Annotated in this window: 16 protein-coding genes; 11 read left to right on the top strand and 5 right to left on the bottom strand. The window is 72.3% G+C overall.

The features are described 5' to 3' along the window. Nucleotide 1 precedes the first annotated feature (1 nt). Nucleotides 2-937 carry a D-2-hydroxyacid dehydrogenase family protein gene (locus tag BLW76_RS17200; protein WP_091308355.1) on the top strand — a complete coding sequence of 312 codons (936 nt, stop codon included), beginning with the start codon at nt 2-4 and terminating at the stop codon, nt 935-937. A 187-nt stretch (nt 938-1,124) separates the two neighbouring features. On the opposite strand, the gene BLW76_RS17205 is transcribed toward BLW76_RS17200, so the two are convergent. The 4 genes from BLW76_RS17205 to BLW76_RS17220 form a co-directional block, all read right to left on the bottom strand. Continuing rightward, nucleotides 1,125-1,952 carry a serine hydrolase domain-containing protein gene (locus tag BLW76_RS17205; protein WP_091308357.1) on the bottom strand — a complete coding sequence of 276 codons (828 nt, stop codon included), beginning with the start codon at nt 1,950-1,952 and terminating at the stop codon, nt 1,125-1,127. Nucleotides 1,953-2,023: 71 nt separating this feature from the next. Then, nucleotides 2,024-2,290, bottom strand: coding sequence for an HPr family phosphocarrier protein (locus BLW76_RS17210; RefSeq protein WP_091308360.1), 267 nt, complete (start codon nt 2,288-2,290; stop codon nt 2,024-2,026). Nucleotides 2,291-2,328: 38 nt separating this feature from the next. Beyond that, nucleotides 2,329-3,564: a PTS transporter subunit EIIC gene (locus BLW76_RS17215; RefSeq protein ID WP_091308362.1), complete on the bottom strand. Its 1,236-nt coding sequence runs from the start codon at nt 3,562-3,564 to the stop codon at nt 2,329-2,331. Beyond that, a complete protein-coding gene (locus BLW76_RS17220) occupies nt 3,561-4,349 on the bottom strand; it encodes a GntR family transcriptional regulator (protein ID WP_091308367.1) in 789 nt (262 codons plus the stop codon). Before BLW76_RS17220 ends, BLW76_RS17215 begins: the two co-directional genes overlap by 4 nt. Before the next feature lie 242 nt (nt 4,350-4,591). Between BLW76_RS17220 and BLW76_RS17225 the strand changes: the two genes are divergently transcribed. Together BLW76_RS17225 and BLW76_RS17230 are read left to right on the top strand one after the other, a co-directional pair. Further along, nucleotides 4,592-4,831 carry a PTS sugar transporter subunit IIB gene (locus BLW76_RS17225; RefSeq protein ID WP_167384636.1) on the top strand — a complete coding sequence of 80 codons (240 nt, stop codon included), beginning with the start codon at nt 4,592-4,594 and terminating at the stop codon, nt 4,829-4,831. Then, complete coding sequence (locus BLW76_RS17230) at nt 4,828-5,283, top strand: PTS sugar transporter subunit IIA (protein WP_091308374.1); 456 nt, start codon at nt 4,828-4,830, stop codon at nt 5,281-5,283. The genes BLW76_RS17225 and BLW76_RS17230 overlap by 4 nt, the downstream gene beginning before the upstream one ends. Nucleotides 5,284-5,353: 70 nt before the next feature. Here BLW76_RS17230 and BLW76_RS17235 read toward each other — a convergent pair whose 3' ends face one another. After that, a complete protein-coding gene (locus BLW76_RS17235; protein ID WP_091308376.1) occupies nt 5,354-5,791 on the bottom strand; it encodes a QcrA and Rieske domain-containing protein in 438 nt (145 codons plus the stop codon). A gap of 105 nt (nt 5,792-5,896) precedes the next feature. On the opposite strand from BLW76_RS17235, the gene BLW76_RS17240 reads away from it, so the two are divergent. The 8 genes from BLW76_RS17240 to BLW76_RS17275 all read left to right on the top strand — a co-directional run bounded on the left by BLW76_RS17240 (nt 5,897) and on the right by BLW76_RS17275 (nt 11,872). After that, complete coding sequence (locus BLW76_RS17240; protein WP_091308378.1) at nt 5,897-6,265, top strand: hypothetical protein; 369 nt, start codon at nt 5,897-5,899, stop codon at nt 6,263-6,265. Nucleotides 6,266-6,269: 4 nt separating this feature from the next. Then, nucleotides 6,270-6,782 carry a sigma-70 family RNA polymerase sigma factor gene (locus tag BLW76_RS17245; RefSeq protein WP_091308381.1) on the top strand — a complete coding sequence of 171 codons (513 nt, stop codon included), beginning with the start codon at nt 6,270-6,272 and terminating at the stop codon, nt 6,780-6,782. Beyond that, entirely contained in the window at nt 6,779-7,420 is a 642-nt protein-coding gene (locus BLW76_RS17250) for an anti-sigma factor family protein (protein ID WP_091308384.1), read from the top strand. Before BLW76_RS17245 ends, BLW76_RS17250 begins: the two co-directional genes overlap by 4 nt. Nucleotides 7,421-7,702: 282 nt before the next feature. After that, nucleotides 7,703-8,890 carry a chorismate synthase gene (gene aroC / locus BLW76_RS17255; protein WP_091308386.1) on the top strand — a complete coding sequence of 396 codons (1,188 nt, stop codon included), beginning with the start codon at nt 7,703-7,705 and terminating at the stop codon, nt 8,888-8,890. Next, complete coding sequence (locus BLW76_RS17260) at nt 8,887-9,411, top strand: shikimate kinase (RefSeq protein WP_208613316.1); 525 nt, start codon at nt 8,887-8,889, stop codon at nt 9,409-9,411. The genes aroC and BLW76_RS17260 overlap by 4 nt, the downstream gene beginning before the upstream one ends. Nucleotides 9,412-9,420: 9 nt before the next feature. Further along, on the top strand, nt 9,421-10,539 hold the full coding sequence (gene aroB / locus BLW76_RS17265; RefSeq protein ID WP_091308391.1) for a 3-dehydroquinate synthase: 1,119 nt from the start codon (nt 9,421-9,423) through the stop codon (nt 10,537-10,539). Then, nucleotides 10,536-10,967, top strand: coding sequence for a type II 3-dehydroquinate dehydratase (gene aroQ / locus BLW76_RS17270; RefSeq protein ID WP_091308394.1), 432 nt, complete (start codon nt 10,536-10,538; stop codon nt 10,965-10,967). The genes aroB and aroQ overlap by 4 nt, the downstream gene beginning before the upstream one ends. Next, nucleotides 10,964-11,872 carry a GNAT family N-acetyltransferase gene (locus tag BLW76_RS17275; RefSeq protein WP_091308397.1) on the top strand — a complete coding sequence of 303 codons (909 nt, stop codon included), beginning with the start codon at nt 10,964-10,966 and terminating at the stop codon, nt 11,870-11,872. Before aroQ ends, BLW76_RS17275 begins: the two co-directional genes overlap by 4 nt. Nucleotides 11,873-12,053: the final 181 nt, after the last annotated feature.

Here is a 12,053-nt window from a genome sequence, read left to right on the forward strand (position 1 = left end):
CATGCGCATCGCGATTCTCGACGACTACCAGAACGTCGCCCTCACCTTCGGCGACTGGGACTCGCTGAAGGCCGACATCACGGTCTTCACCGAGCCGCTCACCGACGTCGTCAAGCAGCTGCAGGGCTTCGAATGCGTCGTCGCGATGCGCGAGCGCACCCGGTTCCCGGCCGAGGTGCTCGACGCCCTCCCCGACCTGAAGCTGCTGGTCAGCACGGGCAAGCGCAACGCGGCCGTCGACGTGGCGGCCGCGCGGCGCAACGGCGTCGTCGTGTCCGCCACCGGGTACATCGGGGAGCCGACGGCCGAGCACACCTGGGCGCTGATCCTCGCGGCGTCGCGGAACCTGCCGCAGGAGTTCCGGTCCATGCGCGAGGGCGGCTGGCAGACGGGTGTCGGCACCATGCTGCACGGCAAGACGCTCGGCCTGCTCGGCCTCGGCAGGCTCGGCGCGGGCGCGGCGAAGATCGGGCAGGTCTTCGGGATGGAGACGATCGCCTGGAGCCAGAACCTGACGCAGGAGAAGGCCGGCCCGCACGGCGTCACCGCGGTGACCAAGGAGGAGCTGTTCGCGCGCTCGGACGTGCTGTCGGTGCACCTGGTGCTCGGTGAGCGCACCCGCGGCCTGGTCGGGGCGGCGGAGCTGGCGGCGATGAAGCCGACGGCGTTGCTGGTGAACACTTCGCGCGGCCCGATCGTCGACGAGGCGGCGTTGGTGGACGCCCTGCGGCGCAAGGAGATCCGCGCCGCCGCGCTGGACGTCTACGACACCGAGCCGTTCCCCGCCGACCATCCACTGAGGACACTCGACAACGCGGTCCTGACGCCGCACATCGGCTTCGTCACCCGGGAGGTCTACGAGATCTTCTACGGCGACGCGGTCGAGGACATCGCGGCCTACCAGGCGGGGTCACCGATCCGCGTCATGGAGGGGTGAAGGTGTGCGGCCCGCCGGGGCCCGAGGTCCCCGCACCGGCCCTGCGGCGGGCCTGCACCCTTAGATGACACCACCGGCGCCCCGGCGGCGGCAGGGTCTTTGGACCCTGCCGCCGGGGGCCGTTCGGCTGATCGGCCTGCCGCGGCTGGTCGTGAGTGAGAAACCGTGTTCTAACCCGGTTTTTCACTCACGAGGTGCCGCGGGAGCCCAGTTCGGCGAGGACGGCGTCGGTGTAGCGCGGCCAGACCTCGGCGGCCCACGGGCCGAAGGCGCGGTCGGTCAGCGCGACGCAGGCCGCGCCCGCGTCCGGGTCGACCCAGAGGAACGTGCCCGACTGGCCGAAGTGGCCGAAGGTCCGCGGTGAGCTGTTCGCGCCCGTCCAGTGCGGGCTCTTGTGGTCGCGGAGCTCGAAGCCGAGGCCCCAGTCGTTGGGCTTCTGGTGGCCGAAGCCGGGCAGCACGCCGGACAGGCCGGGGAACACCACGTTCGTCGCCTCCGCGACCGTGGCCGGGTCGAGCAGCTTCGGGGCCTGGAGCTCGGCCGCGAACGCCACCAGGTCGTCCACAGTGGACACCGCACCGGCCGCGGGCGAGCCCTCCAGCGCGGTCGACGTCATGCCGAGCGGGGTGAACAGCGCCTCGGCCTGGTACTGCGCGAAGGGGATGCCGGAGTGCTCGGTGAGCGCGTCGGCCAGCTGCTCGAACCCGGCGTTGGAGTACAGCCGCCGCGTGCCCGGCTCGGCCATCGCCTTGTGCGCGTCGAAGGCGAGGCCGGAGGTGTGGGCCAGCAGGTGCCGCACGGTCGAGCCCGCGGGCCCGGCCGGGGTGTCCAGCTCGACGACGCCCTCCTCGACCGCGATCAACGCGGCGTAGGCGGTCAGCGGCTTCGAGACCGAGGCCAGCCGGAACTTCCGCGCGGTGTCGCCGTGGGCGCCGAGCACGGCACCACCGGCGGACACCACGGCCGTCGCGGCGTTGTCCACCGGCCACTCGTCGATCAGGCGCACGCTCTCCATGCGTCCACCCTACGAAACGAAGGCCCCCGCACCGGTGTCGGGGACCGGTGCGGAGGCCTTCGCGGGTTTCGTCAGGCGTCGAGGTCGGTGGCGACCAGCTGGGCGACCGCTTCCACGGCCTCCTCGGCGCCCTCGCCCTCGGCGCTGATGATGACCTCGTCGCCGTAGCCGGCGGCCAGCGTCATCAGGTTGAGCACGCTGCCGGCGGCCACCGGGTTCCCGCCGGCCTTGGCGATCTGCACCGCGACGGGCTGCGCCGCGGCCGCCTTCGCCACCAGCGCGGCCGGCCGGGCGTGCAGCCCCACCTTGCTGGCCACGGCGACGCGTTTCTCCGGCATGTTCGTCCTCTCCCTACTGGTTTACGTCGGTTCGGATGTTACTTCGCGGCCGTCCGGTCGAGGTCCGCCTCGATCGAGTCGTCCTCGCGGCCCGGCGTGCGCAGGTTCCACTTCGTGATGACGATCCGGAACACGAAGTAGTAGATCACGCCGAAGACCAGCCCGATCGGGATGAGCAGCCACGCCTTGTGCGCGGTGTCCAGGCTGGAGTTGAGCAGGAAGTCGATCGCGCCACCGGAGAACGAGAAGCCGAGGTGGATGTCCAGGGCGTTGACCAGCGCCAGCGAAAGGCCGGTCATGATCGCGTGGAAGATGTACAACGGCCACGCCACGAACATGAACGAGAACTCGATCGGCTCGGTCACGCCGGTGATGAAGGAGGTCAGCGCGGCCGCGATCATCACACCGCCGACGACCTTCTTCTGCGCCGGGCGCGCGGTCTGCCAGATCGCCAGCGCCGCCGCGGGCAGGGCGAACATGAAGATCGGGAAGAACCCGGTCATGAAGATGCCCGAGCCCTGCACGTGGTTGAAGAAGTTGGTCAGGTCGCCGCCGTTGAAGATGAACCACACCGGGACGTTCAGCAGCTGGTGCAGACCGACCGGGATGAGCAGCCGGTTGAAGAAGCCGTAGATGCCGCCGCCGACGACCGGGGCGCCGACGATCGCCTCGCCGAGGTTCTGGATGCCCGCGTCGACGAACTTGAAGACCAGGCCGAAGACCACGCCCAGGATGATCATCGCGAACGCGGTGATGATCGGCACGAACCGGCGGCCGCCGAAGAACGCCAGCCACGCGGGCAGCTTGATGCGGTGGTACCGCTGCCACAGCAGCGCCGCCACGATGCCGGACACGATGCCGGTCAGCACGCTGTAGGGCCAGTGCAGGGGCGAACCGTCCCAGCTCGGCTTGTAGCCGGTCTGGCTGCTGATCGGCGCGATCGCCTGGATCACGCGGTTGAAGACGACCCAGCCGACGGCCGCGGCCACCGCGGTCGAGCCGTCGCCCTTGCGGGCGAAGCCGACCGCGATGCCGATCGCGAACAGCAGCGGCAGCCAGTCGAAGAGCGCGTTGCCCGCCGCGCCGATGACGGCGGCGACCTTGTCCCAGCCCAGCCCGGTCTTGCCGAGAATGTCGTCCTGGCCGAACCGGTTCAGCAGACCGGCCGCCGGGAGCGTGGCGATGGGGAGCATGAGGCTGCGGCCGAAGCGCTGCAGGCCGGCGAGACCTCCGCCGCCCTTGCTCTTCGCCCCCTCCGCGGTGGTGGAGCTCATCTGGATCCTCCATAGTGGGGTGGTTGACCGGGTTCCGGGGTGTTCCGGTCCAACTGCATGGTCACCTGGTAGTGATCTCCCCGGTACCAGGACGTGATGTCTTCGATGGGGTCGCCGTTCGCGCTGGAGACCCGCCGGAACACGAGCAGCGGGCTGCCGGCGCGCATGCCGAGCAGCCGGGCCGTCTCGCGGTCCGCGCCTTCGGCCCAGACCGTCTGCCACGCCTGGTCGGGACGCACGCCGTACGTCTCGGCCAGCTGCGCGTAGATCGACTGGGTCAGGTCGAGCCCGAGCAGGCCGGGAGCCCGGCCCGCGTGGTACCAGCCGCGCTCGACGGCCAGTGGCACGCCGTCGGCGTGCCGCAGGCGCACCAGGTGGTGCGCCGGAGCGCCCTCGGCCAGGCCGAGCGCGTGTGCCGAGGCGGTGGGCGGCACCTCGGTGGCCGCGGAGACCACCTCGGTCGTCGGGGTCAGCCCCCGCCTCCGCATGTCGTCGGTGAACGACATCAGGTAGAGCTGCAGCTCCATCCGCCGGGCCGCGGTGAACGTACCTTTCCCGCGGACCCGGGCGAGCAGGCCCTCCTCGACCAGCTTGCCGATCGCCGAGCGGACCGTGAGCCGCGACACGCCGTAGCGCTGGGCCAGGTCGCGTTCCGACGGGATCGGCGCACCCGGCGGGAGCTCGCGCTCCACCGTGCGGCGGAGGATTTCCCGCAGCTGGGCGTGCTTGGGCGTGGGCCCGTTGACAACCTTGTCGGGCGGCGGGACGTGCGCGGCCGCGCTCATCGGCGTCACCCTCCTCGTTCTCGCGTCACCGGGGACCGGTGCTCGCGCCCGGGCCGGAACATTGGTACGTTCCGGTCTAGACCAATGATCTGATGGGGCAGGATGCTCCGCCGCGCGGACGGGTGTCAACCACCGTTATCCGTTCGTGGCCCACGGCGGGGTGCAAGCGGGCGAACGGCGTAGTACAGGTGGACACGCGGTGCGCGTCAGGTTGGGAACAAACAGTGATCAAGGAGACCGCGATGGCGGATGACAGGCCCGAAAAGATCCTCGCCGCACTCGGCGGCACGGAGAACCTCACGGAGATCGAGGGCTGCATCACGCGGCTGCGCTGCGAGGTCGAGGACATGAGCCTCGTCGACGAGGGCGCGCTCAAGAAGGCCGGCGCGATGGGCGTGGTCAAGATGGGGTCGACGGCCCTGCAGGTGATCGTCGGGCCGGAGGCGGACACCATCGCCAGCGACATCGAGGACCTGCTGTGACGTCGGACATCCTCAGCCCGGTCGCCGGGCGCGTGGTGCCGATCACCGAGGTCCCCGACCCGGTGTTCGCGGAGGCCATGGTGGGGCCGGGCATTGCGGTGCAGCCGTCGGGCGGGCGCTCGGACGCGGTGGCGCCGGTCGACGGCACGGTCGCGACGCTGCACCCGCACGCGTACGTCATCGCGACCGAGGACGGCAAGGCCGTGCTGGTCCACCTGGGCATCGACACGGTCAAGGAGAAGGGCGAGGGCTTCACGCTGCACGTCGTCAAGGGCGAGCAGGTGCGGGCCGGCCAGCCGGTCGTCAGCTGGGACCCCGAGGCGGTGACCGCGGCGGGCTACTCGGCGATCGTCCCGGTCGTCGCGCTGGACGCCGCGGCGGAGGTTTTGTCCGGTTTGGACACCGAGCGGGACGTCACCGCCGGCGAGAAGCTCTTCGCCTGGGACGCCTGAGTTCTTTCTGTCACACGAAGGGCCCTTGGGACGAATTGTCCACAAGGGCCCTTCGCGTGCGCCCGGCTCGTCAGCCGGTCACGACCTTCCCGTTCTCGACCTTGACCGGCACGCTCGGCAGCGGCTTGTTCGCCGGGCCCTGCTTGACCTCGCCGGTGAGCGCGTTGAACACCGAACCGTGGCACGGGCAGACCAGGTCGGCGCCCTTCGGCGTCACCGTGCAGCCCTGGTGCGTGCACACGGCGCTGAACGCGGCGCAGGCCGACTCGGACGTCCGGGCCACGATCACGTCGGAGCCGTCCGGGGCCTTCGCGGCCTTCGCCTGCCCGACCGGGACCTCGGCGAGCGCGACCAGCGGCGTTCCGGCGGCGATCGGGGCCTGCGCGGTGCCCGATTTGCCGTTCTGTTCCGACGAGCAGGCGGTGAGGGCGACGGCGCCGACGGCGGCACCGGCGACGGCGGCACCGGTGGACAGGACGGTGCGGCGGGAGTGCAGTTCGGCTGTCATGACCTAAGGAACGAGATCGCCACCCGTTCGGTTCAATTTCCGGTGAACCCGATCGGCCCCTGCCTCGTGTATGTACCGGAGTGGGTGTGGAGTGGAGGAACGATCATGGTGAATTGGGTTCTGCGCATCGTCGTGGCGGCCGCGTTGCTCGGCTCGGCGGGCGTGCACTACTTCTTGTGGACACAGGACTACCCGGGCCTCACCGGCACGCTGTTCCTGCTCGACGCGATCGCCGGGCTGGTGCTGGCGATCGCGGTGCTGGCCTGGCGGCACTGGCTGCCCGCGCTGGGCGCGTTCGGCTTCGGGGCGCTGACGCTCGGCGCGTACGTGCTCGCCGCGACGGTCGGGTTCCTGGGGAACCACGACCAGTTCAACAGCCAGCCGGAGTACTGGGGCGTCATCACGGAGGCGGTCTGCATCGTGGGTGGCCTGGCCCTGCTGTTCCTGAGGGACCGGCGCCGCGTCGCGGCCTGAGTTCGTGGGAGAAGTCGCCGAAGAGGCACTCATGCGGGCGCTGCACGAGGAGCACGCGGCCGCGCTGTGGTCCTACGCGCTGCACCTGACCTCCGGCGACCGGATCCGGGCCGAGGACGTCGTCCAGGAGACGCTGCTGCGGGCCTGGCGGTCGCCGGCGGTGCTGGACCAGTCGCAGGGCTCGGCGCGGGCGTGGCTGTTCACGGTCGCCCGGCGGATCGCGATCGACGGCTGGCGGTCGGCGTCGGCCCGGTCGGAGGTGACGACCGACCGGCCGCCGGACCGCGTGGTCGCCGACGGCACCGACCGCGCGGTGCAGGGCTGGCTGGTCGCCGAGGCGCTGGCCGAGCTGTCGGAACGGCACCGCGAGGTGCTGCTGCTGTGCTACTTCCATGGCTATTCGGTCGCCGACGCGGCGCTGAAGCTGGGGGTGGCCGAAGGGACGGTCAAGTCGCGCACGCACTACGCGTTGCGCGCACTGCGCCTGGTGCTCGAAGAGAGGGGAGTGACCCAGTGAGCGAGGATCCGTTCGCGACGTTCGACGCCGCGTACGTGCTGGGGGCGCTCGCCCCCGAGGACCGGCAGCGGTTCGAGGAGCACCTGCGCACGTGCGACCGCTGCGCGGCGTCGGTGCGCGAGCTGGCGGGGCTGCCCGGGCTGCTGGCCAGGGTGGACACGCCGGCGTCGCTGCCCGACCCCGGCCCGCCCCCGCCGGACCTGCTGCCGGCGGTGCTCCGGCGGGTGCGGCGCGGCCGCCGGCTCCGGCTGGCGGTGACGTCCGGCTCGGCCGCGGTCGCGGTGGCGGCCTGCGTCGCGCTGGGCGTGGTGGCCTCGGCGCCGCCGCCGGCGCCGCCGCCCGGGGTGGCGATGACGGCGCTGGGCGAGTTCCCGGTCCGCGCGGACGCCCGCCTGGCGGCGTTCGCCTGGGGCACGCAGGTCGACATGTCGTGCAGCTACACGGGCCGGCTCAGCGGCGGCGAGTACCTCCTGGTGGCGATCTCCCGGTCCGGGACGGAGACGCAGCTCGCGACCTGGAAGGCGGTCCCGGACAACACGGCCCGCCTGTCGATCGGCACGGCCCTGCGGCAGCCGGACCTGGCGGCACTGGAAGTCCGCCTGGCCAACGGCCCGGCCCTGCTCCGCCTGACGCTGTGAAGCCGGTGGCTCATCCGGGCCGCAGGGGGTCCCGGATGAGCCACCACCCGTGATCGGAGAGCCGACACGCGTGATTGAGGAGTCGACACGGGCATGGACGCCGTGTCGACCCTCCAATCACGCGAGTCACGCTTCCAATCACGCGAGTTACGCTTCCAATCACGTGAGATGCGCCTCCAATCACGTGAGATGCGCCTTCGGACACGCGAGCCGCCCTCCGGGGATGCGGAGTGACCGGAGGCATGTCCCGGCCCGGACCGCACCCGTGACAGGATTGAGCCCATGTTGCGCTGGATCACCGCAGGTGAATCGCACGGACCCGCGCTGGCCGCCGTGCTCGAAGGCATGCCCGCGGGCGTCGCCGTCACCACCGCCGACGTCACCGAACAGCTGGCCCGGCGCCGCCTCGGCTTCGGCCGCAGCCCGCGGATGGGCTTCGAGACCGACCACATCGAGTTCCTCGGCGGCGTCCGCCACGGCCTGACCCAGGGCGGCCCGGTCGCGGTGCACATCGAGAACGCCGAGTGGCCCAAGTGGGAGCAGGTCATGGCGGCCGACCCGGTCGACCCGCAGATCCTCGACGGCCTCGCGCGCAACGAACCGCTCACCCGGCCCCGCCCCGGCCACGCCGACCTGCCCGGCATGCAGAAGTACGGCTTCGACGAGGCCCGGCCCGTCCTGGAGCGCGCGAGTGCCCGCGAGACGGCGTCGCGGACCGCGCTCGGCACCGTCGCCCGCAACTTCCTCCAGCAGCTGCTCGGCGTCGAGATCCTCAGCCACGTCGTCTCGATCGGCGGCGCCGACGCGCCCGAGGGCCCGCTCCCGCAGCCGGGTGACCTGGCCGCCATCGACGAGAGTCCGGTGCGCTCCTTCAGCCAGGAGGGCACCGACGCCATGGTCGCCGAGGTCGACGCCGTCCGCAAAGCCGGCGACACCGTCGGCGGCGTGATCGAGGTCCTCGCCTACGGCCTCCCGCCGGGCCTCGGCTCCCACGTCCACTGGGACCGCCGCCTCGACGCGCGGCTGGCCGGCGCGCTGATGGGCGTCCAGGCGATGAAGGGCGTCGAGGTCGGCGACGGCTTCACGACCGCGCGCCGCTGGGGCAGCCAGGCGCACGACGAGATCGACCGCGGCACCGGCCCGGTCGGCGTCACCCGCCGGTCCAACCGCGCGGGCGGCCTCGAAGGCGGCATCACCAACGGCGAGCCGCTGCGCGTGCGGGTGGCCATGAAGCCGATCTCGACCGTCCCCAAAGCACTGTCCACAGTAGACGTCAAGACGGGCGAGCCCGCGGTCGCGATCCACCAGCGGTCGGACGTCTGCGCGGTGCCGCGCGCGGGTGTCGTGCTGGAGTCCGTGGTGGCGTTGATCCTCGCCGACGCCGCGCTCGAGAAGTTCGGCGGCGACTCGCTCGCCGAGAGCAAGCGCAACGCCGAGGCGTACCTCAAGGCCCTCGAGGAGCGGTGGTGAGTCCTCGCGCGGTGGTCGTCGGCCCGCCCGGCTCGGGCAAGAGCACGGTCGGGCCGCTGCTCGCCGAGGCGCTCGGCGTCGCGTTCCGCGACAGCGACGACGACATCGTCGCGCGCGCCGGGCGCAGCATCTCCGACATCTTCGCCGAGGACGGCGAACCCGCTTTCCGCGCGCTGGAAGAAGCAGCGGTCGCCACGGCGCTGGCCGAGCACGAGGGCGTGCTCTCCCTCGGCGGCGGCGCCCCGCTCACGCCCGGCACCCGGGCGCGCCTGGCCGAGCACACCGTCGTGTTCCTCAATGTCGGCCTCGCGGCGGGTGTGCAGCGCACCGGCCTGTCGAGCGCGCGGCCGCTGCTGGCCGGGGTGAACCCCCGCGCCACCTTCAAGAAACTGCTCGACGAGCGGGTGCCCGTCTACCGCGAGGTCGCCACCGTCGAGATCGTCACCGACGACCGGACGCCCGCCGAGATCGTCGCGCACCTCGTGGCGGAGCTCGCCGCGCCCGCCGAAGCCAAGGAGTGAGTCACCCCCGTGTCTGAAAAGGCGCAGTCCGATCCGGCGCGCATTCACGTCGCCACCGCCCAGCCCTACGACGTCGTGGTCGGCCGCGGCCTGCTCGGCGACCTCGTCGAGCACCTGGCCGACGCCTCGAAGATCGCGCTGATCCACCCGCCAACGCTGACCACCACGGCCGAGGCCATCCGCGACGAGCTGAACGCGGCCGGCCTCGACGCCCACCGCGTCGAGATCCCGGACGCCGAGGACGGCAAGGCGCTCACCGTCGCGGGCTTCTGCTGGGAGGTGCTCGGCCGGATCGGGCTGGACCGCCGCGGCGCCGTGGTCGGCCTCGGCGGCGGGGCCGTCACCGACCTCGCCGGGTTCGTCGCGGGCACGTGGATGCGCGGGGTCCGGCTGGTCAACGTGCCGACGACGCTGCTCGGCATGGTCGACGCCTCGGTCGGCGGCAAGACCGGCATCAACACCGACGCCGGCAAGAACCTCGTCGGCGTGTTCCACGAGCCGAGCGCGGTGTTCGTCGACCTCGCGACCCTGGAGACGCTGCCGCCGAACGAGCTCGTCGCCGGCATGGCCGAGGTCGTCAAGACCGGCTTCATCGCCGACCCGCGGATCCTCGAGCTGATCGAGGCCGACCCGGCCGCCGCGCTCGACGCGACCGGCGACGTCCTGGCCGAGCTGGTGCGGCGGTCGATCCAGGTGAAGGCCGACGTCGTCGCCGCCGACCTGCGCGAGTCCGACCTGCGCGAGATCCTCAACTACGGCCACACCCTCGGCCACGCCATCGAGCGCCGCGAGCGGTACCGGTGGCGCCACGGCGCCGCGGTCAGCGTCGGCCTGGTGTTCGCCGCCGAGCTGGCGCGGCTGGCCGGGCGGCTCGACGACGCCACGGCCGAGCGCCACGCGGCGGTGCTCAAGCTGCTCGGCCTGCCGACGACGTACGACGCCGACGCGCTGCCGCAGCTGCTGGAAACCATGAAGGGCGACAAGAAGACCCGCTCCGGGGCGCTGCGGTTCGTCGTCCTCGACGCGCTCGCCAAGCCCGGCAGGCTGGAGGGCCCGGACCCGGCGCTGCTCGCGGCCGCGTACTCGGCGATCTCGGCGGAACCGGCGTCCGGGAGCGTGCTGCTGTGAAGGCGTTCGTGTTCAACGGCCCGAACCTCGGCCGGCTCGGCAAGCGCGAGCCGTCGGTCTACGGCTCGACCACGCACGACGACCTCGTGGCGCTGTGCGTGCGCGCGGGCGAAGAACTCGGCATCGAGGTCGAGGTCCGGCAGACCGACCACGAGGGCGAGCTGGTCGGCTGGCTGCACGAAGCGGCCGACGGCGGCAACCCGGTGGTCCTCAACGCCGGCGCGTGGACGCACTACTCGATCGCGGTGCGCGACGCCGCGGCGCAGCTGAGCGCGCCGCTGATCGAGCTGCACATCTCGAACGTGCACAAGCGGGAGGCGTTCCGGCACCACAGCGTGCTCTCGGACATCGCGACGGCGGTGATCGCGGGGCTCGGCGTGGACGGCTACCCGCTCGCCCTGCGCTGGCTCGCCACCCACGCGGGATGACGCTGCTCACGACGCCCCGGCTGACGCTGCGGCCACTGACCGAGGCGGACCGCGAAGCCGTGGTGAAGGTGTTCGCCGACCCCGAGATGAGCCGGTACTTCGCGGCGGACTTCTCCGACCCGGCCGCGGCGAACGCGATGGTGGACCACCGCCTGGCCTACCGCGGCCCGGCGGGTCAGGGCCACTGGGTGATCGAGCGCGACGGCGCGGTGATCGGCGTCGCGCACCTGCGGCCGTCGTCGGAACTGCCGGGCGGGGTGCCCGAGCTGGGTTACTACGTGGCGAGCGCGCACGCGGGGCAGGGGCTGGCGACCGAGGCCGCCGGCGCGCTGCTGGACCACGGGCTCGGCACGCTTGGCCTCCCGGCGGTGTGGGCGCTGGTCCACGAGCAGAACGCGGCGAGCCGGGCGGTGGCGGCCCGCCTGGGTTTCCTCGACGTCGGCAGCGGCGTGCACTACGGCGACCTGCACCGCGTGCTGGTGGCGCTGCCGACGGCGCACGGGCGGCCGCACCACATCGAGCTGTGGGTGCCGGACCTGGCCGAAGCTTCGCGAAGCTGGGGGTGGCTGCTCGGCGAGCTCGGCTGGCGCGAGTTCCAGCGCTGGCCGGCCGGAGTCAGCTGGCGGCTGGGCGGGACGTACCTGGTGGCCGAGGAGTCACCGGCACTGAGCGCGCGGGACCACGAGCGCACCCGGCCGGGGTTGAACCACCTGGCGCTGCACGTGGGAACGCGGGCTCGCGTCGACGACCTGGCGGCCAGCGCTCTCGCCCACGGCTGGCGGCCGCTGTTCGCGGATCGGTACCCGCACGCGGGCGGGGAGAGGCACTACGCGGCGTACCTGGAGAACGGGGCCGGGTTCGAGGTCGAGCTGGTCGCGGTGGAGGGACCGGCCGCGGACGCGTGACCCGGCCCGGGTGAAGCGCCCCAATGTGGCGTTCGGTGCGTTGGACGCACCCAATGTGGCGTTCGGTGCGTTGGACGCACCCAATGTGGCGTTCGGTGCGTTGAGCGCACCCAACGCCACATTGGGGCGCTCGAGCCGAGGCCGTGAGCCCGGGCGTGGCGACCGCGATCGGGGGACCTCG

The sequence above is a fragment of the Amycolatopsis tolypomycina genome (assembly GCF_900105945.1).
Taxonomy (GTDB): Bacteria; Actinomycetota; Actinomycetes; order Mycobacteriales; family Pseudonocardiaceae; genus Amycolatopsis; species Amycolatopsis tolypomycina.

Coding starts and splice junctions, on each gene's coding strand:
- BLW76_RS17200 (WP_091308355.1), top strand. CDS start 2: ATGCGCATCGCGATTCTCGACGACTACCAGAACGTCGCCCTCACCTTC.
- BLW76_RS17205 (WP_091308357.1), bottom strand. CDS start 1,952: ATGGAGAGCGTGCGCCTGATCGACGAGTGGCCGGTGGACAACGCCGCG.
- BLW76_RS17210 (WP_091308360.1), bottom strand. CDS start 2,290: ATGCCGGAGAAACGCGTCGCCGTGGCCAGCAAGGTGGGGCTGCACGCC.
- BLW76_RS17215 (WP_091308362.1), bottom strand. CDS start 3,564: ATGAGCTCCACCACCGCGGAGGGGGCGAAGAGCAAGGGCGGCGGAGGT.
- BLW76_RS17220 (WP_091308367.1), bottom strand. CDS start 4,349: ATGAGCGCGGCCGCGCACGTCCCGCCGCCCGACAAGGTTGTCAACGGG.
- BLW76_RS17225 (WP_167384636.1), top strand. CDS start 4,592: ATGGCGGATGACAGGCCCGAAAAGATCCTCGCCGCACTCGGCGGCACG.
- BLW76_RS17235 (WP_091308376.1), bottom strand. CDS start 5,791: ATGACAGCCGAACTGCACTCCCGCCGCACCGTCCTGTCCACCGGTGCC.
- BLW76_RS17240 (WP_091308378.1), top strand. CDS start 5,897: ATGGTGAATTGGGTTCTGCGCATCGTCGTGGCGGCCGCGTTGCTCGGC.
- aroC (WP_091308386.1), top strand. CDS start 7,703: ATGTTGCGCTGGATCACCGCAGGTGAATCGCACGGACCCGCGCTGGCC.
- BLW76_RS17275 (WP_091308397.1), top strand. CDS start 10,964: ATGACGCTGCTCACGACGCCCCGGCTGACGCTGCGGCCACTGACCGAG.